The organism is Methylobacterium sp. E-066 (assembly GCF_022829635.1).
In the GTDB taxonomy this organism is placed as follows: domain Bacteria; phylum Pseudomonadota; class Alphaproteobacteria; order Rhizobiales; family Beijerinckiaceae; genus Methylobacterium.
In genome coordinates this window covers 16,421-34,055 of the sequence record NZ_JAKSYO010000050.1, presented here as the reverse complement: position 1 = coordinate 34,055, position 17,635 = coordinate 16,421, and the positions used below count along the sequence as shown (strand labels likewise).

Here is a 17,635-nt window from a genome sequence, read left to right as displayed (position 1 = left end):
GACTCACCCCTCCTGCGAACCGCGCCGCAGGCGGACGACGGCCCGGATCTTCTCGATCGCCAGCGGAAGGTCGGCCGCGACCTGATCGTTGGTCAAGCGCAACACGAGGTAACCCGCGGTCAGCAGCTCGTAGTCCCGGTGACGATCGTTGCCGAATTTGGGCTCCGCCCGGTGCTCGGGACCGTCGAGTTCCACGACGACGCGGTGTTTCCGGCACAGGAGGTCGACACGTGGTCTCGCGCCCCAGGCCCCGACGGGCACAGGGGCATTGCAGACGAACAAGTCCCTGAGGTCGGCGTCCTGTGCCAGGGCGTCGGCGACCCGCCGCTCGATGGCGCTCGCCGGGTGCGCACCGACCGGTGCGATGAAACGCTCGGCCGCTGTGCTTTCCGGGTGGGCGAGTTCATAGGCGCCGTAGAGGACACGGTCATAGGGCGCGGTCTCAATCGGCGGCACGGCGAGCGTCGCCACCACCGCGGCCCCGTGCTGCGTGCACCATTCCAGCGCCTCGATCGCCGGACGCGCCCGCGTCGCCGATGCCGGATCGACCTCCCAGATCAGAACGACGCCGGCGGGGTCGATCGCACGCGAAAGCCGGAGGAGCTCAAGGGCTCGCCCCATCCTGCGGAAGCGCGGCACCAGGCCGAGCCTGGCGCGCTTCGACGCCGCTTTCAGCCAAGGATCGGCGGTGACCGGAGTGAGAGACGCATCGCGGCCGTGCCAATGCGGCCAGCGTCCGAGGGCCAGCTCGGCGAGATCGTCGAGAAGCCGGTCGATGAGCGCCATGGCCGAGAGCTGGACCCCGCTCGCGACCAGCAGTGCGCTGCGGTCGGTGCCCTCCGAGACGAGGGCGCCGATGGCGGTGCGATCGATGCCCAGGACGACCAGACGCGCGCTCTGCCCCAAACCGGCGATGCGCCGGATCAGGTCGTCAGCCATGATCTGCGGCCGCGCCGCAGGGCCAAGATGGAGGGACGGTAGCAAACCGAGACCGTGCTGCCCGCTGCCCGCTGGCGCCGAGACGCCCTGCAGCTGTTTGTCGGACCTTTTCAGCACAGCCGCTGGGTTCTGGCTACAGGCCGAACACCTTCAGGTTGTCGCGCCCTCCAGGGAACACCTCCCGGTCTCACTCGGAACCCCTGCATCGTCGCGCCAAGCCAACGCTCCTTCCGGAGGAGAAGCCGCGGCGCGTTCGCGCCACAGGCCGCGTGCCGCCCTTGAGCCTCCCTCGGCCGACCGACTCATTTGCGCTCAGCGCTCGCGCGCACCCGACACGCTTCGAGCCTGTGCCCTTTGCCGCAGGGGGCTCGATACCTCCCTGTCGCGCCTCAGAGAGGCACACCCGAGCCGTTGCGCTGGCGGCGCGGTTGGGTTAGGAAATCGGCGCGGCTAGCACCCGTAGCTCAGCTGGATAGAGCGTTGCCCTCCGAAGGCAAAGGTCACACGTTCGAATCGTGTCGGGTGCGCCAATCTTGTCAATGACTTAGCGGACTACGCGATGCGGTCCGAAGATCGCCGCGGAAGCACTGCGGAAGCGGGCGGCTCGAACCGCCCTCCCCTCATTCATGTTGGCTGGATCCTGGATCCAACGAAGAGCGGTTTGTCGCGCCATAGAATCGTTGGCGGCATTCCAGTTGGGCATTGGGATGCCGGAGCATTTTCGAGATGAGGCGATTACGGCTTTTCGCTCCTGCAGCCATAGCGGTGCTCGCTGCGTCACCTGCATCTGCATCCGGTAAAATCTTCTACGGGTCGCGGGCCGGTATGACGGTGACGGTCGTGTCCATGAATGGGCTCGATACCGATCGCGCGGTGATCCGCACGAAGCACACACGCGAGGATGCCGTCGGCTTCTGCCGCGACTATGTCGGCAAGGTCACGCCCGATTGCATCCGTGAGGAACTGGCAGTCCGGCTTAACGACGAGGTTACGGCGAACTGCCCCAGGGGCGAGTTCGTAGACTTTCAGGGAAACCGTTACCGCGTCCTCGGGCCATCCCGCGACAAAGACAGCATGACCAAGTACGTGCTGAAGAACCTGCCGTCGGGCGAGATCGCCGATGGATCGTCGGCAAGCGGCTATCCGACCAACATTCAGATTTTCAAGGCCCTCTGCCCGAGCCGGGCGCCGCTTGAGGAATGAGCGGCATGTACAAGCTTCTCTGTCTGATCATAGGCGGCGCCATCGCCGCGCTCGCCTTACCCAGCGGCTCGGCTCTGGCCCAGGTCCAGCAGGAAGCCTTCAGCTACCCGGTCGGCCTCGATCCTTACGGCGACAACTTCCTGGCGCTGCGCAGCCTGCCAAGCGGCACCCAAGGCGTCCGCCTCGCGCGACTCGGGCCCGACACCCTGTTCACCGAACTCGGCCGCCAGGGCGGCTGGGTGAACATCCAGCTGCCGTCCGGCCAGACCGGATGGGTGAGCGCTCGGTACGTCGGCTGCTGCCGCACAGCCGCGAGCGGCCGCAGTGTGCCGAGCGGATCCGCCTCGTCATCGTGCGAGGAGCTGTGGTCCGAGCGGAACGCGATCTTCAAGGCTGCGGGCTACTGCTTCCGCACCCCGCAGGCCATCCAGGCGTTCGGCAATGCCGGGTGCCAGTTCGACGACGAGGCGGACGTGCCGCTGTCGACGCGCCAGCGGGAGCAGGTGGCCAAGATCCGGGCGACGGAGCGTCAACTGGGGTGCGCGCGGTGACAGCTTGGCCCACTGGCCAAGGCTACGTTCTGCCCCGCGCGGGATCTGAATGGGTCAATCCAAATTGACCGGCTCTCACGCAGAGCCCGACAAGGTGGCCGAGGTCGCCCGGCTCGCAACAGCGATCGCCGACCGCATCTTGGAACAGAACGCCGCCGGTACGACGATCCCGCCGGAGCAGTTCACCATGCTTGTCAGGGCTGCCCGGATGCTTCTGGACAATGGGGCACCCTGGCCGCCTTCCGTCGAAATCGTGCTGATGGAGGTCGCCAGGCGCATCGGGCAGGCCGAGGCGGCCCCTGATGTTGGCCCGGCTGCGACTAAAGGGTGACGACGTCGTGGGGCACCTGACGCAAGCTCTTAATGCAATGCGACGGCCGTAGGGAAGCGAACATGCGCATGGGACGATCGAAGCGCAGGCTACCCAAGAGCCTGACGCAGCACGTGTCGGATCCGAAGATCGTGGCCTTCAGGCCTCGAACCGACCAGCGTCGTGCCAACCTTCGGACCGAAGCCGCAAAAAGGTTCTACCTCTCGATTGTCACCCTCACCGTCGTCGTGCTTGCTGGCGGGTATCTGCTGCGCCTCTGGTAGCCCCCTCGCAGCCGCCGGCGTCATCTTCATCGAGGAGAACGGCGAGGGGCCGGGCGTGCGGCTAAAGAAAGCCTGAGAGGCGAGACCATGTCCGACGCGATCGCGGATACCGGAAGCACGGGACCGAAACGCTCAAAGGGCAACGTGTTCACCACGGAAGTCGACACCGGCAAGCGGGCTCAGAAGTTCTTGGCGGTGGGGAATTTCGTGCTGCGCAAGCGGGTGCCGTGAAGGTGGATCGGCCGGATGATTCACCACCGCGGCGCGTCCTCGTTCTGGGCGGCACCGGCACGATCGGTCGCGCGACGGTGCGGGCGCTGGTGGCGCGCGGTCACGCGGTCGTCTGCCTCATCAGGCGCCGCGACCCGTTAGGGCCGGCGGACCCTACCGCCCTCCCCAAGGGCGCCACCGCGCGGGTCGCAGACCTGATGGATCCGGCCTCGCTCGCGCGCGACGGCGTCTGCGGCGAGCCGTTCGACGTCCTGGTCTCGTGTCTCGCCTCGCGCACCGGCCTGCCCGACGACGCCTGGGCGATCGACTATCAGGCGCAGGTGAACGCGCTGCGCGCCGTCGAGGCGGCCGGCGTGACGCACGTGATCCTGCTCTCAGCGATCTGCGTCCAGAAGCCGATCCTCGCCTTCCAGCATGCCAAGCTGGCGTTCGAGCAGGCGCTGATGGAATCGGGCCTCGCCTACACGATCGTGCGGCCGACCGCCTTCTTCAAATCGCTCTCGGGGCAGATCCAGCGCGTGCAACAGGGCAAGCCGTTCCTGGTCTTCGGCGACGGCCTGCTCACGGCCTGCAAGCCGATCAGCGACGACGATCTGGGCCGCTACCTCGCCGATTGCATCGACGCCGAGGACCGGCGCAATCGCGTCCTCCCGATCGGCGGACCGGGCGAGGCGATCACCCCGAAGGCGCAGGGCGAGCACCTGTTCGCCCTGCTGGGGCGTGAGCCGCGTTTCCGGCATGTGCCGGTGGCGCTGCTGGACGGGATCATCGCCGTTCTGTCCACCCTCGGGCGGCTTGTCCCGGCCCTGGCCGCCAAGGCCGAGCTCGCGCGCATCGGACGCTACTACGCCACGGAGTCGATGCTCGTCCTGGATCCGGCGACGGGCCGATACGATGCCCGGGCCACGCCGTCGACGGGGTCGGATACGCTGTTCGATTATTACGCGCGTTTGGTCCGGGGCGAGGCCGTCGCCGAGCGCGGCGACCACGCCGTGTTCTGACAGTACGGGCATCGGAAGTCTTAGATTTTGCTTGACCCGTCTCTCCGACCCTCGACCTCATCTTGAGATGCCCGCGCCAGCGGACCCCGACGGAGCGCGCCAGGCCCCCTCTCCCGTGCGGGAGAGGGTTGGGGTGAGGGATCAGGTTTCTCCGGAGAGGTCGCATCCCTCGCCCTGTCCCTCTCCAGCACGGCAGAGGGGACCCGCGCCTCATCTTGGCCTGAAGGCCCGTCTATCGATCGAACGACCGACAGCCTGTCAGGACGAGGGAAGAGATTGGGATCTCCGTTAGTCGAGATCGTTTCTCAAGCCCCCGTCAGCGTGCCGCGCTCGCCCTCGGCTCCGTCACGCCCAGGTCGGCGATCCCGCCTACACGTCGTAGTGCCCGGGCCCCGCCTCGCGGATCAGGCCGGGTTGCCATCCTCTTTCGCATCGGGTGAGTTGACGCCCATGTCCGCGGTGAGACCACCTGCGCTCCGGATCCGAATGGCCGTCGCGCGCGTCCCGGCTCGATGAAGTCCCGTCTGGTAGTAGCCCTGCGCTGTGTGGCGCCGGTCATTGATGTCGTTCGGGACGTTCCGACCGCCGCCCTCGCCTTCGTCGCCGCTGCCGGTGGGGCGCAATTGGCCGAGCCGCTGCCCAAATGGCCGTAACCAGGACTGACGCGGCAGCGGCCTATCGTTACACTGACCGGCGATGCACAAGCTGGCGCCTAACAGTCTGTACCGCCTCCGCAACCTCGCGACGACAGGACCTCGCTTCTATCAGATCAGCGTCTACATGCGGCGCCTGGAGACGCTCGGACTTGTCGTGACCACTGGTCGAGCGATCCCGGCGGAAGACAGCGTCGAGTACGAGATCACACCAGCAGGTCACCAGGAGCTGATCGAACGCTATGGAGCGTCATGGTCGGAGCCTGCCGGAGATGAGGGCTAATCCGCCCGTCGCATCCTCAGTCTCAATCGGTATGTGAACACGCCAATTTGTGCGGATGCCTGACGCGGCCGGTCGCCAGTAGGCTTACTCGGTCAGCACCGGAGGCCCCCATGCGGGACAGCGAAGCTTTTGCGCAAGAGATCGCCGCACTCCTGATCGCCGATCTCAAAACATCGGGCGCGCGCACCCCATCTGAGATGGAAGAGGCCTGTCGCACCTCGCTTCACAGCCTGCTGGGCGACCGTAAGGTGCCGGAGCAGATCGCCGTCCTCATGCCGGTTGGCATGGATCGCTGGCCCCAGGTCGTCGTAAGGCCTTGCAACCTTCCGGGCGAATAGAAGCCTTAAAGAACAGATTTACTCGGCTGAATATTTTGTTTTAAGTGCAATAAACGTAAAAAATTGACAACGGCGTAACAACCGCATTTGCTGCACCTAAAATCATCAGGCCAGTGACGATATTACCTTGTAGTTTTGGCTTATGCTCAAAGAAATATTGAACAGGAAAAGCCAGTATCGTAATCGGAAGCATAAATATAACGCCGATTGTCCATACTATTAAGCATGGAACAAAAACAAACAAACTTGTCAGACCATCAGTTTGATTTCTGTCGTCGTATTTTCGTACCGTATAGGCGTGCGCCATCGGACTCGCCACTCGTGCTAAAACCGGAATTGCAACCAGCGGTAGTATAATAGCGAATCGCGCGATCTCAACGCGAACCAGAGGCCTCCTTCTGCTGCGGATTACGCAGAAGCTGATTGTGCAAGCGTATCCGGCAGGCCTGCTGTTAGGTAGTCCGCGACAGAGTCCGGCCAAGAAAAAACCCGCGCGGCGGACCGGGCGGGCTGAAGATTGCTGATCCAGGACCAAGGACCACAGCGAATGTGGTCTATCATGGTTAAAAAATTCTAAATGCCAAACATCGCTGGGTTTGTACTGGAGCCCAGGCGACCGCCATCTGCTATTTGCCTGAACCCTCATCAGCCATCCGTTCAGTGCCATGCCCTTGAACGGATTGCCGAAGCAGGGTTACTCCGCCTTCACCAGCTGCCCCCAGTGGTTCTGCACGCTGTCGCGGAAAGTGCGGCGCACCCCGTCAGGAGCGCGCCGCAAGTTGGCTCGTGGTCTCATCGACGAGCCGACGCCCATGGCAAAGCCCAGGCCACGAAAAAGCCCGCGCCGGCGAACCGGGCGGGCTGAAGTTGGGTCTGTCGAATTTGGAGGTTCAACTTCGGCACCATACCGGCACCCGTGCGCGGATCATGTCACGATGCCGAGACGAAAAGCCCCGCTCGGCGGCTGCCGGCGGGGCTGAAGGTGGGGCTTGGGAGGAGAGCCGAAACTACACCCTCAATGGTCCGCTGCATTAACGTGAGGCAGACTTCGTCTCGGTAGCCGCGCCAGCGTGCGGGCGGTTCCTGGTGCCTCATCCCGCTTTCGCCATGCGCCGCCCCTGGCTCTTCACGATGTCGCGAAAGAGCTCGGTGAGCACGGAATTGAAATTCGGTTTATTAACTCATCGTTAACGATTTATCTGAAGTTAATATATCGTCGCGACATCGCGATGTCAGTTGAGTGCCAATTGCATTCACGCCGCTCCTTTCCTGAGTAATGCCCAGCATTGGCTGCGGTGCAGGAAACTGCTGAGGAGCACCGTAGGAGGGGGAAATGGGGGCGATTGTCTTAGCCGGGCCATCGGTTGGGTTTCAGCCAAAGGACCGACGTGGCTCTGCGCTCCAGATCCTGCTTGTGCTCGGCTGGGGTGGCCTCTTCGCCTACTGCGCAGCCTATCTCTACGAGGACCTGCCGTTCCAAACTTCGACGATCCAAGCCATCGGCGAACCGCCTATCGATCAAATGGCGGACCTCTCTCGTCCTATTATCTTGGTTGCCGCACCCGAGCCTGTCACGCCCGCCGTGCCCCCGTCTAACGTGCCGCCGTCCGCACCGTCGGCCATCGTGGCGCAACCCACAGTGCCTCCAGCCACGCCCCGGCCAGCTTCAGCCAGCCTGGACTACGTTGGGACCTGGGGGCCTACTACGGACGCCTGCAGCGCTCCCTCGCGGCGCAAGGGATTCGTCCCAGCGACGATCACGCCCGAGCGTGCTCAGGCTGCCGACACCATCTGCAGCTTCCGCGGTGCCCATCGAGCCGGCAATGCCTGGTCGATGGCAGCTGATTGTGGTGACCGCGATCACCGTTGGTCCTCCCAGGTCCGCCTAGCCGTCAATGGTGACCGTCTGACCTGGACGAGTGCCATGGGCACCTCGACCTACGTTCGTTGCGGCCGCCGAGCTGGGTGAGGCGTGCTGCACCTGCATTGCGACACCTGATCCTTGCTGCGAAAGGACGCGCCGGCCACACGTGAACGGGGGGAACACGGCGACCGGCGCGCTCGCCGGCGGGAGCCTGGCTAGGCTCAACCGCTGCGATAGGTGGGCATATGGGGATCGCTGGGAGATACGCGGATCACCGGGGGGCTTCAGGCCTCGGCGGTTTCCTTGACCTTCCGCGGCCGGCCGGCACGCTTGGGCTTCTCGGAGACGGTCGCGGTCGGCTCGGTGGCCTTCGGAGCCGCTGTCTTGCGCTGGTTGCCGAGGCCGAGGCTCTTGGCCAGTGCCGAGCGCTGCTCGGAGTAGCTGGCGGCCGTAGAAGGGTAGTCCCGCGGCAGCCCGTAGCGCTCGCGGTATTGCTCGATGGTCATGCCGGCGCCGCTGAGATGCCGCTTCAGGGTCTTGTACGGCTTGCCGTCGACGAAGCTGATCAGCGCGTCGGGCGTGATCGACTTCCGAATCTGTGACGGTGTCAGCTTCTCGACCGCTGGCGCCGCGGGTGCGCTGCCTCGGCCGAGCCCTGTCAGCGCAGCGTGCGTGTTGGCGATCAGGGTCGCGATCTCGTTCGGCTGCAGGTGGTTGTTCGAGACGTAGGCAGAGACGAGGCCCGACGTCAGTTCGATGTAGTCGGTCGCGCCGCGCTCGAGCGTTTCCAGATTTTCGTCCACGATGTCCACCTATGCTTGGAGAAGTCGCACAATGTGCTGGCGAATGTCAGAAAGCAATGCGATAATGATAGGAGATAATTGTTTGTGTAAATTTTCGCGCGGAAATCGGCGCGCAGCTCCGACTTCGAAGCCTTTGCCCAAGTCATCAACGAGGACGTCATCTCGACCTTGAGGCAAGATCGCAAGAGACTCGGTTCCATGACGAGCGCATCTCCCGTCCATAGCCCGGCGGCTCGCGAAATGGCGGAGTGGCTGGCCCCGCATGTGGCGGTGCTTTGGCCGCTCGCAGAAGAATGGTTCTGGCCTGCCCCCTGAAAAGTGGTCCTCCCTGAGGTATGGCTTCGAGCCATGTGGAGGATGTTGTCATGGGACGGAAGAGGCATACGGCTGAAGAGATTGTTGCCAAGCTGCGCCAAGTGGATGTTCTGGTCTCACAGGGCCGCAAGGTCGCCGAAGCAATCCGGTCCATCGAGGTGACGGAAGTCACGTATTACCGTTGGCGTTCCGAGTACGGCGGCCTGAAGGGTGATCAGGTCAAGCGGCTGAAGTCTCTGGAGACCGAGAACCAGCGCCTTCGTCGAGCGATCTCCGATTTGACCCTGGAGAAGCTGATCCTGAAGGAGGCGGCTTCGGAAAACTTCTGAGCCCGGCTCGCCGCCGGGCTTGTGTCGAATACGCCGTTGCCGAGCACGGTGTGTCCAAACGCTTCGCTTGCCGTGTCCTGGGTCAGCATCCCTCATCCTGAGCCTGTCGAAGGATCGACGCAGCGCAAGGTCGCCGTCCTGGTCGAGGATGAGGCCGCTTTGACGGGCGCTATCGTCGCCTTGGCGCTGCAGTACGGGCGCTATGGCTACCGTCGGATCACGGCGCTGCCCCAGCGCGACGGCTGGACGGTCAACGTGAAGCGGGTCGATCCTTCGACAGGCTCAGGATGAGGGGATCTGGCGACGGGAGGGGCTCAAGGTCCCAGCCCGCCAGCCCAAGCGAGCGCGCCTTTGGCTCAACGACGGCTCCTGCCTCCGCTTGCGGCCGGAGCGCCCTGATCACGTCTGGTCGTACGACTTCGTCGAGCACCGTACGCACAACGGGCGCAAGTACCGGATGCTGAACGTCATCGATGCGTTCACGCGCGAGGGCGGTGCCAACCATTGCTGGAGAGGAGTATGACGAAACGCCTCCGTCTCCTCCCGGACCGATCCGAGATCACCGACGACACGCCGCTGCACCTAGAACGTGTTATGAACTCGTCATCAGTTGTCCGGCCTGTTTGAGCATGAGGCAGACGAAGGCGACCATGTGAAGTCCTGCCAGCGTGCTGGTATAACGCTCGTAATCCTCGACCAGGCGCCGACAGCGCGTGGCCCAGGCGAAGGATCGCTCCACCACCCAGCGGCGCGGCAGCAGCACGAACCCCCGCTTGGCCTCGGGGGCCTTGACCACCGCCAACGCGATCCCGTGCGGCCGAGCGGCCTCAGCCGCCCGCGCGCCGGTGTAGCCCTGATCGACGAAGCCGGTCTCGACGCTTCCGTCCGTCTCTGCTTGCACGGCGCCGGTCAGGCGATCGACCTCGCCGCGGTCGTCGGCATCAGCCGGCGTGACATGCAGTGCCACCACGTGGCCTGGCGTATCGACCGCCAGATGAACCTTCGAACCTCGCTTGCGCTTGGCCCCGTCGTAGCCCGACCGGTCGCCGCTCTCGGGCAAGGATCGCAGCGTCCGGCTGTCCAGGATCACCGCTGACGGCTCCGGCTCTCGGCCCGCCGCCATCCGCAGCACCGCCCGCAGATCGCCGGCCACATCGGTGAAGCACGCCGCTGCCAGCCAGCGCTGCGTCTGCTGGTACACCGCGCCGCCCACGGCGGCAGGTCGTGCGGCATGAACCGCCACGGCGCCCCCGTCTTCACGATGAACCGCAGGCCGTTGAACACTTCCCGCAGGTCGTGATCGCGCTGGCCCGAACTCTCCCGCAGCAGCGCCAGATACGGCGCAACCAGCGCCCATTCCTCATCGGACACGTCGGACGGATAGGCAGTGCGATCCAGGCTCATGCCCCATAGCGCGCCACCCCCGCGTATAGTTCATAACAGGCTCTAGAGACCGCGGCCCGACTTGCTTTCCCCGATGGCGTCGTGACGGGTTTGGCCTTGCGGAGCGCCGCCGCCCGCGGCGACCTCGATTATGAGCGTCTCGGCAGTCGAATCGTCACGACCCTTAGATTCATCAGTGAGTGGCGTGCACGGAACCGACACCCGGCGAAACCTTCGGTCGAACGGCAGGCGCCCTCACACCTTACCGATGAGTACCGTGCGGCCTCCTCCATAGCAGCCTCCTATCGCGCAGCCGTGGATCTTCGCGCCAAGCCAAAAGGAGGCACGCCCAGCGACGCGCATCAGGCTGCATCGGCATCCCTAGAAGCTAAGCTCCGCGCACTGTCAAAGCCGAAGTTCGACAAATACGGGAAATGCAAAGGCGGCCGACCCCGCCGCCCGCAGGGTTAGACGATGCCTCGTCGGCCGGCCCAGGTGACCCAGGCCGACATCGCACGGGCGATCCGGGCCATGCGCGTCGCCGGCTACGCGGACGTGCGTGTTGTTTTCCGGGAAGGCTCGATCATCGTCGAAGCAGCCCCAGAGGAAGCGGCAGTAAGTGCCGGCCGGCCCAAGAAACAGGAACAGGTCATCCTCTTGTGACCTCGGCCCGCTACGAACGCACAAGGTTTGCGCTGGAAGGGGCATGACGAGGCGGCCGAGCACGAGGACGCCCTCACGCGATAGCCACGCTGATTAAGCAGGGCTGGAAGCCTTGAGTGCTCATTGACATCAACCTGCAGTAGTACGCAGGGAATACCTATGTTGAAAAAGCTCCCTCAAGGCGCGGCCACCTTTCGCGGTCGCGGATTGGCGTTCGTCCACGGCTCCCACATCGTGGTGAAGGTCTGCCCGGAGTGTTCGCAATGGAATGCGCCCAGGGCGGCCGACACGGGCGTATGCGGGTGGTGCGCCTACGTCCCCTTCTGTGAAGACGTGGAGCCTGTCGTTGAAATCGAAACTGCGGCTTAGAACCTGACGACCATCATGGCGGCCAGGGCTGCGACTGCTCCCTTCAGCGACGTGAGGCGTGGTGGCGTTGCATCCGCTTCCTCCCGTTTCGCCGATACTGCCGCGCTCGCTCTCAGGCTGACTATTGGTGCGGTCGCGCCACCTGCGGGAATGATTGCCGACCGCAGAGATCGTGGGTCCAGGCGCGCCGCCCGAGCGTACGCTCATGACGGTTGGTGCCGATGCGTGGTGTCGAGCGGATCGTCTGCCAGATCGCTGCGTTTCGTGACATGACCGCTCAACCCCTACCCCCGCCGGACCCCGCCCGCCTCGCGCTCACGGAGTCCGCCCTCGCCGCAGCGGATCTCCTCTGGCGCGCCGAGATGCGTCGAAACTACGGGCCGGATGGAGTGCTGATCTACGCCTTCTCGCCCGAAGGACAGGGCGGGCTCGGTACGCCACTTCGACGGACATACGAAGCTCGGCGCGTTGCCGTCGCGTTGTGGCGTCACGAACGGCAGCGGCCAACGCGGTGACTCTGGTCCAGCAGTCAGTTCACCGAAGCGATAATTGGTAACAAGGCGAGAGGACTTAATGGCCGAGAGCGACAAGCCACAGGGCGAAAGCGTCGTGCCGCCGACGGTGCCGATCCGGAACGTCAACGTGCCTGCCCCGACCACGGGCAGCGAACCTGAAGGCAAGGACCCGGTGAAGAACGCCGAGAGCAAACCCGACGATCCGGACAAGGCGGCCAAGGACGGCCTCGCTTAGCGCGCCTTCTGCCGGCTTGGCATCTCCCCAGCCGCGATCAATGCGCTCGTGATCGCCACCATTCGCCGACCTTGATGGCGGGCTGCATCGAGATCTTCCCTCCGGGGTGGCCGGTTCTCTGAACCCACGATGGCGGACGCGCCGTAAGGCGAGCCCGCCTCCAGCATGGCACTGTCGGTGTAGCCGGTCGGCAGGATCACCATGCCCAGATGCGCCATCGGGGCGTACAGCGAGAGCGTGACGACCTCGGATCCACCGTGTGGCCAGGAAGCCGCCGCGAAGGCACCTCCGACCTTGCCGGCGAGCAAGCCGCGTTTCCACTGCGGACCGAGCAGGTCCAGGTAGTTCTTCAGTTCGGTCGCCATAGCTCCGAAATAGCAAGGTGTACCGAACAGGATCGCGTCGGCCCACTCGGCATCCTCATGTGTGGGAGCCTCGTAGAGAGCATTCTGCCGCGCGGCGCTCTCGGTCCATCCTTCGACTTTCGCCATCACAGCTGCATCGACGACTTCTCGCGGCCTCCGCAGGCGTATCTCGGCCCCCGCCTCGCGCGCGGCCTGCGCCGCCGCGGTTGCGAGGGCTTCGACGCTGCCGCTGCGCGAGTAGTAGACGATCAGCAAACGCGTTGGGTCGGAAACGGGATCAGCCACAGCACGCTCCTATGGATTGGTGCGGCGGACTGCCGATTGCAGAGAGGACGAAACGCCAGTCGCCCCTACAGGGGTGCTGGAGAGCGACGAAGCATCTGCCGCATAGCCGGTCGTTCTGTGCGAACTCGCCATCTGGCCGGCCATCAGCACGGTCAGCGCTGCCAGCATGAGCCCGGTGCCGCCGATCACCCCGCAGAACATCGGCATGCCGGGACCACCGTGCTGACCGTTTTGACTGGAATGCCGTTCTGCCACCTGGAAACCTCGCTGATCCACACTTGCGGATCCGAGTCGGCAACAGGCGCTCCAGCCAATAGGTCCGCCCCTGTGGCGCCATGGCTCGCAGGTCGACCCGGGAGCGAGAAACCGGCCCTACGACCCAAGAGCCGCCGGGCAATCGACCGCCCTGGCCGCCTGGGCTGCACCAAGCGGGTGACACCCAGGCTGCGCCGAGGTCGAGGGATCCCGAAGCGGCCTACTCGATCACCTCGACGATGCGGCGCGTCCGCGGTTCGACGAGCACGGGATGATCGTTGACGATGGTGTAGTTGTAGTTCGGCAATGCGAATTCGGACGGTACGTCGTAGTAGATGACGCCGTCTTCCGGCAGCACCGTTCCGACCCGCACCGGTCCCGCGTAGGCGAACGATGGACGTCGCTCGCCGATCACGTAGATGCGGAAGCGCTCGCGCCGGTCGATGCCGAGCATGCTGTTGGCCGTACCGACGGCCGCTCCGATCGCCTCGCCGACCACTGCGCCGAGCGGCCCTGCGATGGCTTCACCACGCTCGCGACCATCCTGTGCGCCGCGCGCCAAGCCCTGTGCATGAGCCGGCGTCACGGCGCCGAGCATCAGCACGACCGGCAGAGAGATCCGAAGTCGCATAGTGTCCTCATCAGGCGGCATGAACGGTATCGAAGGTTAGCGGCACCATGGCGCGGCCCCGCACCATCGGATCGGAGCCCGATCAATGGACCCTGTCGTCACCGGATCCGTGGTGGCCGGACGCGCCAGTGCCCCCGCGGATGGCCGGTTGGCCTTCGCCAGCATCACGGCCGAGAAGCAACAGAGTGCGAGTGCAGCGACCCAGAGGACGCCTCTCACGGTTCGGGTCGTTCGCTTGGACATATCCCAGACGCTGACGGCCGTCGGTTAGCGAACTCTTGCACGGCGCGAAATGCGTCTGGTGGTGGCCAGCCCCTCCGGCGCGAACCGCCCTCGGCCATAGCCTTCCGATGCGGCATCTTGCGCCGAGGTGGGCCGCGGGGCGCACCGGGCCTTATCTCCGGGTGGCATCGGGTGCCCACCCGCCCCCCGGGCGGGGAGGCGGCTCAAGTCCGATGCTTCGCGCGAAACGAAGGCATACCCACCATGGCTCAGGATCTGCCGGAGCTGCCCGCAGAGGCGTTCGCCAAGCAGGATCGCAGTCCCGATCCGCTCTTCTACGCGCAGCCGCGCCTCGTCACCCATATCGATGCCGCTGCCATCGCCGCCGTGACCGACCTCTACAGGGCAGTCGTACCCTCGGGCGGTGTGGTCCTCGACCTGATGTCGAGCTGGATCAGCCACCTGCCGGACGAGGTCGCCTACGAGAGCGTCATCGGCCATGGCCTGAACGCAACGGAACTCACCGCCAATCTGCGTCTGGCACGGCACTTCGTGCAGGATCTCAACGCGCAGCCGCACCTGCCGCTCGACACGGCCAGCGTGGACGCGGCTCTGATCTGCGTCTCGGTGCAGTATCTGCAGCGCCCCGTAGAAGTTCTGTCCGAGCTCGCGCGCGTCCTGCGCCCCGGCGCACCGGTGGTCATCAGTTTCTCAAACCGCTGCTTCCCGACCAAGGCGGTCGCGATCTGGGGCGCCCTCGATGGGACCGGACATGCGGAACTGGTTCGCCTGTACCTGCAGCGCGCCGGCTTCGCGCGCGTCGAGACGCATGTCCTGAAGCCCGAAGGGGGCTTCAGCGATCCGTTGACCGCGGTGGTGGGCTGGACCACACCAGCCTAGCCGCCGCGCCGCTCGTTCGCGCGCGCGAGACGGATCGAGGACCGTCCCGAACGGAGGATGGCTGGTTCATGGCAACGCTCGGGCGACAAGGAGCAGGCCCGGCGCCCCGCCCTCGAGGCGATGCCGGCCGCGCCCGATGAGGATGCTTGAAACTCGGCACTTGGCCCACCGCTTGCGTGATGCGAGCGATTCCTCCCGAACCACCTTCAGCCCCGCCGGCAGCCGCTTCGCGGGGTTTTTTCGTGCTGAATCCCGGCCCGGGACGGCCGGCCCAGACGACCAGCACGCCCCGGTAACCGCCCCACGCCATCCTGCATTCCGAGCCACGTTGCGTATCGGCTCAACCGCTCGTGAGATCGGACGCCCCCCGCCCCATGAGCAGATCGGGTGGGGCCCAGCGGCCGATGCCTTAGGTGCTCCTGATCATGATGGAAGAGCCAGGCCAGACGCTGTCAGACGAGGAGCTGGATCGGCTGGCGCGCAAATTGTTCGCCGAGGTTCGGGCTGAAAGCCCAGAGGCGAAAGCGGGAAGAGCTTTGGAGACCGCTGGTGAGGCGGCTGGAGAGGTCATCCCCATCTTACCTGATTGGCTGCTGGACGGCAGCGACGATAAAACCGGGGGTGACAGCGAAGGCTGAGCCAGCGTCATCCGATCGCCTGCGGGTGCCGCGATGGAATGCCCGAGAAATCAGCCGGCGTCAGTGGACAACCGGGATGGCTGCGGCGGTGCTGCAGCTTGTAGCTTCCACCAGCAGTGACGTTGCCGGCGATGATCACTTGCCCATGGCAAGCAGGGCAGCGCTTTCGGCACCATCCTGTAGATGGTGCGGGCTTCCAAGAGGCTGACGGCGCTCCACACGCCGTCAAGCTCCACCTCGCACGTCGGCTGGCCGCTCGGCGGCATGTGGCGCGATATCGTCAGATCTGGATCTCTTCGGCATGCAGGCCACCAGCCCGCAGGTGATCCGGGATATCGGCATGATCGTAGTACCCGGCTTCGTGAGCCATGGCGTCGAGCGCTGCGATCGGGTCGGCGGCCGAGCCGGTCCAGAGGATCGTGCCTGTCGCCACCTGACGGATCTGAAACACCCTCATCGCCCCCTCTCCCGCATATGTTGAGCGATCAAGCGTAGCGGCGTCTTCGACGTTCCTAGGCTACCTCAATCGGTCAGCATGCCGCATGGGCGGGCCTTGCTCGTTTCTGAGCTACCACAGCGTCCACCAGCGGCCGACGCCTACCAGCACAAGGAACATCAGCGCGGCCCCAATCGTGATCGTGCCGATGGGGTTATACCGAACCGAGACTCGTTGGCGTTGAAATCAGGGCCATGGGATTTTCGATCGGGTCCTGGTAGCGGCTTCACCGGCCGCAAACCCATGCTTGTAGCCGGCCTTATAGATGCCACACAGAATCGCGGCAATGCATGCCCCGATCACGAGTTGGTCGAGAAGCGACAGGGAGTTGAACCAGGCCCACAACACCATGCCGCTATCCCTCGGACCCTGTATCGACGCGACGCATGAACCGGAGCATCATCCGGTGGCAGTCCTTGACCCATTCCAGGGCCAGGGTACGACCCCAGAGGGCGATGAACACTACCCCGCGTGACCTTGCACGCGATCTGCGCGCGTGCTTGCCGGGCGGCCATATCATCACGGCTCGCCCGGCCTTGACCAAAACGGCTCACTCCACCCGAGCAATCAGCCAACTCCAGTCATTCCGTGGAGCCGGACTGTTGCTTGGTGCTGCTCATCGCCCCCGCGATCTGCATCGCCACCCGGTCCGCCGCCGCGAGCAGCACCACGTCGAGATGGTGGATGTCCCATGAGGTGACCCCGTGCCCGGCGTGGCCCAGCATCGCGCCGATCGTAGAGTCGCTGTCGCCGAGGTCGCCGGCCGTCGAGGCGAAGGCGTACCGCAGGGTATGCGCCGTGACGCCCTCCAGCTTAGCGCGGCCCACGATGCGCTCAAGGGCATCATCCAGGCTGGCGAACGGCCCCTGCCCTCCCCGCGCCGTCGGTAGGACGTAGGTCGAGCCGGGGGCCCGCTCGATGCCGTCCAGGATCAGCAGCACGGCCTTGCTGATCGTCCGGACCGAGGCGCCCTCCTTGGAGTCCTCGAGCCGCAGGCACGGCTCGGCCCAATCGATCTCTGACCAGCACAGCTTCGTGATCTCGCCCAGCCGGCAACCGGTGAGCGCCAGCAGGCGGACACCGGCCACGGCCTGCCAGCGCTCCGAAGCGCCCTCTTCCGCCTCGGCGAGCGCCTTGCCGAACGCGGCGTACTCGGCCGGCGTCAGGCGCCGCTTGCGCTTCTTGTCCGCCGGTCGCTTCACGCCGGTGGCCGGGTTCGAGGTGATGACACGCTCGCTGACCGCGTAGCTCAGGATCCCGCCCAGGAGCCCAACGGTGCGCGCCGCGGTGCCCGGGCCACCCTCGACAACCGCCTTGCCCCGGAAGCCCGTCTTGACCACGCCAGCAGTCTTGCCGGCCTGCAACGTCGCGGAAGAAGCGCTGGACGTCCGGCGCAGTCACATCGGCGACCAGACGCCGGCCCAGGAGCGGCTTGATGTGCCGCTCGATCCGGCCGCGATCGACATAGAGGGTCGAGGCCTTCTTGGCCTGGCCGCCCTTCCCAATGATCAGGCCCTTGTCGGCTGCCATGAGGTAGGCGTCGCATAGCTCCGCGACCGTCATCGAGCCGCGGC

Annotated in this window: 21 protein-coding genes, 1 tRNA gene and 3 pseudogenes; 16 read left to right on the top strand and 9 right to left on the bottom strand. The window is 65.2% G+C overall.

Annotation, left to right across the window (positions count from 1 at the left end; genetic code table 11):
* Positions 1–3 precede the first annotated feature (3 nt).
* Positions 4–939 carry an endonuclease domain-containing protein gene (locus MKL20_RS06080; protein WP_244035922.1) on the bottom strand — a complete coding sequence of 312 codons (936 nt, stop codon included), beginning with the start codon at positions 937–939 and terminating at the stop codon, positions 4–6.
* Positions 940–1,392: 453 nt separating this feature from the next.
* On the opposite strand from MKL20_RS06080, the gene MKL20_RS06075 reads away from it, so the two are divergent.
* The 10 genes and pseudogenes from MKL20_RS06075 (at position 1,393) to MKL20_RS06030 (ending at position 5,793) form a co-directional block, all read left to right on the top strand.
* Positions 1,393–1,469, top strand: a tRNA-Arg gene (locus tag MKL20_RS06075).
* Positions 1,470–1,764: 295 nt separating this feature from the next.
* The gene (locus MKL20_RS06070; RefSeq protein WP_244035921.1) at positions 1,765–2,142 is read left to right on the top strand and encodes a hypothetical protein; all 378 of its coding nucleotides are present in this window, start codon (positions 1,765–1,767) and stop codon (positions 2,140–2,142) included.
* Positions 2,139–2,423: pseudogene (locus MKL20_RS06065) on the top strand (SH3 domain-containing protein); the annotation flags it as partial. The gene MKL20_RS06070 and the pseudogene MKL20_RS06065, both read left to right, overlap by 4 nt.
* A gap of 45 nt (positions 2,424–2,468) precedes the next feature.
* Positions 2,469–2,693: a YARHG domain-containing protein gene (locus MKL20_RS06060; RefSeq protein WP_244035982.1), complete on the top strand. Its 225-nt coding sequence runs from the start codon at positions 2,469–2,471 to the stop codon at positions 2,691–2,693.
* A 94-nt stretch (positions 2,694–2,787) separates the two neighbouring features.
* On the top strand, positions 2,788–3,024 hold the full coding sequence (locus tag MKL20_RS06055) for a hypothetical protein (protein WP_244035920.1): 237 nt from the start codon (positions 2,788–2,790) through the stop codon (positions 3,022–3,024).
* Between the two features lie 62 nt (positions 3,025–3,086).
* Positions 3,087–3,287, top strand: coding sequence for a hypothetical protein (locus MKL20_RS06050; RefSeq protein ID WP_243970723.1), 201 nt, complete (start codon positions 3,087–3,089; stop codon positions 3,285–3,287).
* An 87-nt stretch (positions 3,288–3,374) separates the two neighbouring features.
* Complete coding sequence (locus MKL20_RS06045; protein ID WP_244035984.1) at positions 3,375–3,518, top strand: hypothetical protein; 144 nt, start codon at positions 3,375–3,377, stop codon at positions 3,516–3,518.
* A complete protein-coding gene (locus MKL20_RS06040; RefSeq protein WP_244035919.1) occupies positions 3,515–4,519 on the top strand; it encodes an NAD(P)H-binding protein in 1,005 nt (334 codons plus the stop codon). The genes MKL20_RS06045 and MKL20_RS06040 overlap by 4 nt, the downstream gene beginning before the upstream one ends.
* A gap of 696 nt (positions 4,520–5,215) precedes the next feature.
* Positions 5,216–5,455: a hypothetical protein gene (locus MKL20_RS06035; RefSeq protein ID WP_244035918.1), complete on the top strand. Its 240-nt coding sequence runs from the start codon at positions 5,216–5,218 to the stop codon at positions 5,453–5,455.
* A gap of 110 nt (positions 5,456–5,565) precedes the next feature.
* Positions 5,566–5,793 (top strand): hypothetical protein, encoded by a 228-nt coding sequence (locus MKL20_RS06030; protein ID WP_244035917.1) that lies wholly within the window; start codon positions 5,566–5,568, stop codon positions 5,791–5,793.
* A gap of 40 nt (positions 5,794–5,833) precedes the next feature.
* Here the strand turns inward: MKL20_RS06030 and MKL20_RS06025 are convergent, their stop codons facing one another.
* Positions 5,834–6,100: a hypothetical protein gene (locus MKL20_RS06025; protein ID WP_244035916.1), complete on the bottom strand. Its 267-nt coding sequence runs from the start codon at positions 6,098–6,100 to the stop codon at positions 5,834–5,836.
* A gap of 1,841 nt (positions 6,101–7,941) precedes the next feature.
* Positions 7,942–8,460 (bottom strand): MucR family transcriptional regulator, encoded by a 519-nt coding sequence (locus tag MKL20_RS06020; protein ID WP_244035915.1) that lies wholly within the window; start codon positions 8,458–8,460, stop codon positions 7,942–7,944.
* 365 nt (positions 8,461–8,825) lie between these two features.
* On the opposite strand from MKL20_RS06020, the pseudogene MKL20_RS06015 reads away from it, so the two are divergent.
* Positions 8,826–9,594 (top strand): annotated as a pseudogene (locus MKL20_RS06015) (transposase); the annotation flags it as partial.
* Between the two features lie 102 nt (positions 9,595–9,696).
* Here the strand turns inward: MKL20_RS06015 and MKL20_RS06010 are convergent.
* Positions 9,697–10,508: pseudogene (locus MKL20_RS06010) on the bottom strand (IS5 family transposase).
* A gap of 474 nt (positions 10,509–10,982) precedes the next feature.
* On the opposite strand from MKL20_RS06010, the gene MKL20_RS06005 reads away from it, so the two are divergent.
* Both MKL20_RS06005 and MKL20_RS05995 read left to right on the top strand, forming a co-directional pair.
* The gene (locus MKL20_RS06005; protein WP_244035914.1) at positions 10,983–11,150 is read left to right on the top strand and encodes a hypothetical protein; all 168 of its coding nucleotides are present in this window, start codon (positions 10,983–10,985) and stop codon (positions 11,148–11,150) included.
* A 942-nt stretch (positions 11,151–12,092) separates the two neighbouring features.
* Positions 12,093–12,269: a hypothetical protein gene (locus tag MKL20_RS05995; RefSeq protein ID WP_244035913.1), complete on the top strand. Its 177-nt coding sequence runs from the start codon at positions 12,093–12,095 to the stop codon at positions 12,267–12,269.
* Here the strand turns inward: MKL20_RS05995 and wrbA are convergent.
* The 3 genes from wrbA to MKL20_RS05980 all read right to left on the bottom strand — a co-directional run bounded on the left by wrbA (position 12,266) and on the right by MKL20_RS05980 (position 13,772).
* Complete coding sequence (gene wrbA / locus MKL20_RS05990; RefSeq protein WP_244035912.1) at positions 12,266–12,919, bottom strand: NAD(P)H:quinone oxidoreductase; 654 nt, start codon at positions 12,917–12,919, stop codon at positions 12,266–12,268. The genes MKL20_RS05995 and wrbA overlap by 4 nt on opposite strands.
* A 9-nt stretch (positions 12,920–12,928) precedes the next feature.
* Positions 12,929–13,126 carry a hypothetical protein gene (locus tag MKL20_RS05985; RefSeq protein ID WP_244035911.1) on the bottom strand — a complete coding sequence of 66 codons (198 nt, stop codon included), beginning with the start codon at positions 13,124–13,126 and terminating at the stop codon, positions 12,929–12,931.
* A gap of 268 nt (positions 13,127–13,394) precedes the next feature.
* A complete protein-coding gene (locus MKL20_RS05980) occupies positions 13,395–13,772 on the bottom strand; it encodes a DUF1236 domain-containing protein (protein ID WP_244035981.1) in 378 nt (125 codons plus the stop codon).
* A gap of 519 nt (positions 13,773–14,291) precedes the next feature.
* Here MKL20_RS05980 and MKL20_RS05975 point away from each other — a divergent pair.
* On the top strand, positions 14,292–14,927 hold the full coding sequence (locus tag MKL20_RS05975) for a class I SAM-dependent methyltransferase (protein ID WP_244035910.1): 636 nt from the start codon (positions 14,292–14,294) through the stop codon (positions 14,925–14,927).
* Between the two features lie 413 nt (positions 14,928–15,340).
* Positions 15,341–15,565 carry a hypothetical protein gene (locus tag MKL20_RS05970; protein WP_244035909.1) on the top strand — a complete coding sequence of 75 codons (225 nt, stop codon included), beginning with the start codon at positions 15,341–15,343 and terminating at the stop codon, positions 15,563–15,565.
* A gap of 280 nt (positions 15,566–15,845) precedes the next feature.
* Here the strand turns inward: MKL20_RS05970 and MKL20_RS05965 are convergent, their stop codons facing one another.
* Complete coding sequence (locus MKL20_RS05965) at positions 15,846–16,022, bottom strand: hypothetical protein (protein WP_243970750.1); 177 nt, start codon at positions 16,020–16,022, stop codon at positions 15,846–15,848.
* 620 nt (positions 16,023–16,642) lie between these two features.
* Positions 16,643–17,401: a tyrosine-type recombinase/integrase gene (locus MKL20_RS05960; protein WP_244035908.1), complete on the bottom strand. Its 759-nt coding sequence runs from the start codon at positions 17,399–17,401 to the stop codon at positions 16,643–16,645.
* Between MKL20_RS05960 and MKL20_RS05955 the strand changes: the two genes are divergently transcribed.
* Complete coding sequence (locus MKL20_RS05955; RefSeq protein WP_244035907.1) at positions 17,394–17,609, top strand: hypothetical protein; 216 nt, start codon at positions 17,394–17,396, stop codon at positions 17,607–17,609. The genes MKL20_RS05960 and MKL20_RS05955 overlap by 8 nt on opposite strands.
* Positions 17,610–17,635 lie beyond the last annotated feature (26 nt).

Coding starts and splice junctions, on each gene's coding strand:
- MKL20_RS06070 (WP_244035921.1), top strand. CDS start 1,765: ATGACGGTGACGGTCGTGTCCATGAATGGGCTCGATACCGATCGCGCG.
- MKL20_RS06050 (WP_243970723.1), top strand. CDS start 3,087: ATGCGCATGGGACGATCGAAGCGCAGGCTACCCAAGAGCCTGACGCAG.
- MKL20_RS06035 (WP_244035918.1), top strand. CDS start 5,216: ATGCACAAGCTGGCGCCTAACAGTCTGTACCGCCTCCGCAACCTCGCG.
- MKL20_RS05985 (WP_244035911.1), bottom strand. CDS start 13,126: ATGCCGATGTTCTGCGGGGTGATCGGCGGCACCGGGCTCATGCTGGCA.
- MKL20_RS05975 (WP_244035910.1), top strand. CDS start 14,292: ATGGCTCAGGATCTGCCGGAGCTGCCCGCAGAGGCGTTCGCCAAGCAG.
- MKL20_RS06045 (WP_244035984.1), top strand. CDS start 3,375: ATGTCCGACGCGATCGCGGATACCGGAAGCACGGGACCGAAACGCTCA.
- MKL20_RS06080 (WP_244035922.1), bottom strand. CDS start 939: ATGGCTGACGACCTGATCCGGCGCATCGCCGGTTTGGGGCAGAGCGCG.
- MKL20_RS05995 (WP_244035913.1), top strand. CDS start 12,093: ATGGCCGAGAGCGACAAGCCACAGGGCGAAAGCGTCGTGCCGCCGACG.
- MKL20_RS05965 (WP_243970750.1), bottom strand. CDS start 16,022: ATGAGGGTGTTTCAGATCCGTCAGGTGGCGACAGGCACGATCCTCTGG.
- MKL20_RS06030 (WP_244035917.1), top strand. CDS start 5,566: ATGCGGGACAGCGAAGCTTTTGCGCAAGAGATCGCCGCACTCCTGATC.
- MKL20_RS05980 (WP_244035981.1), bottom strand. CDS start 13,772: ATGCTCGGCGCCGTGACGCCGGCTCATGCACAGGGCTTGGCGCGCGGC.
- MKL20_RS06025 (WP_244035916.1), bottom strand. CDS start 6,100: ATGGCGCACGCCTATACGGTACGAAAATACGACGACAGAAATCAAACT.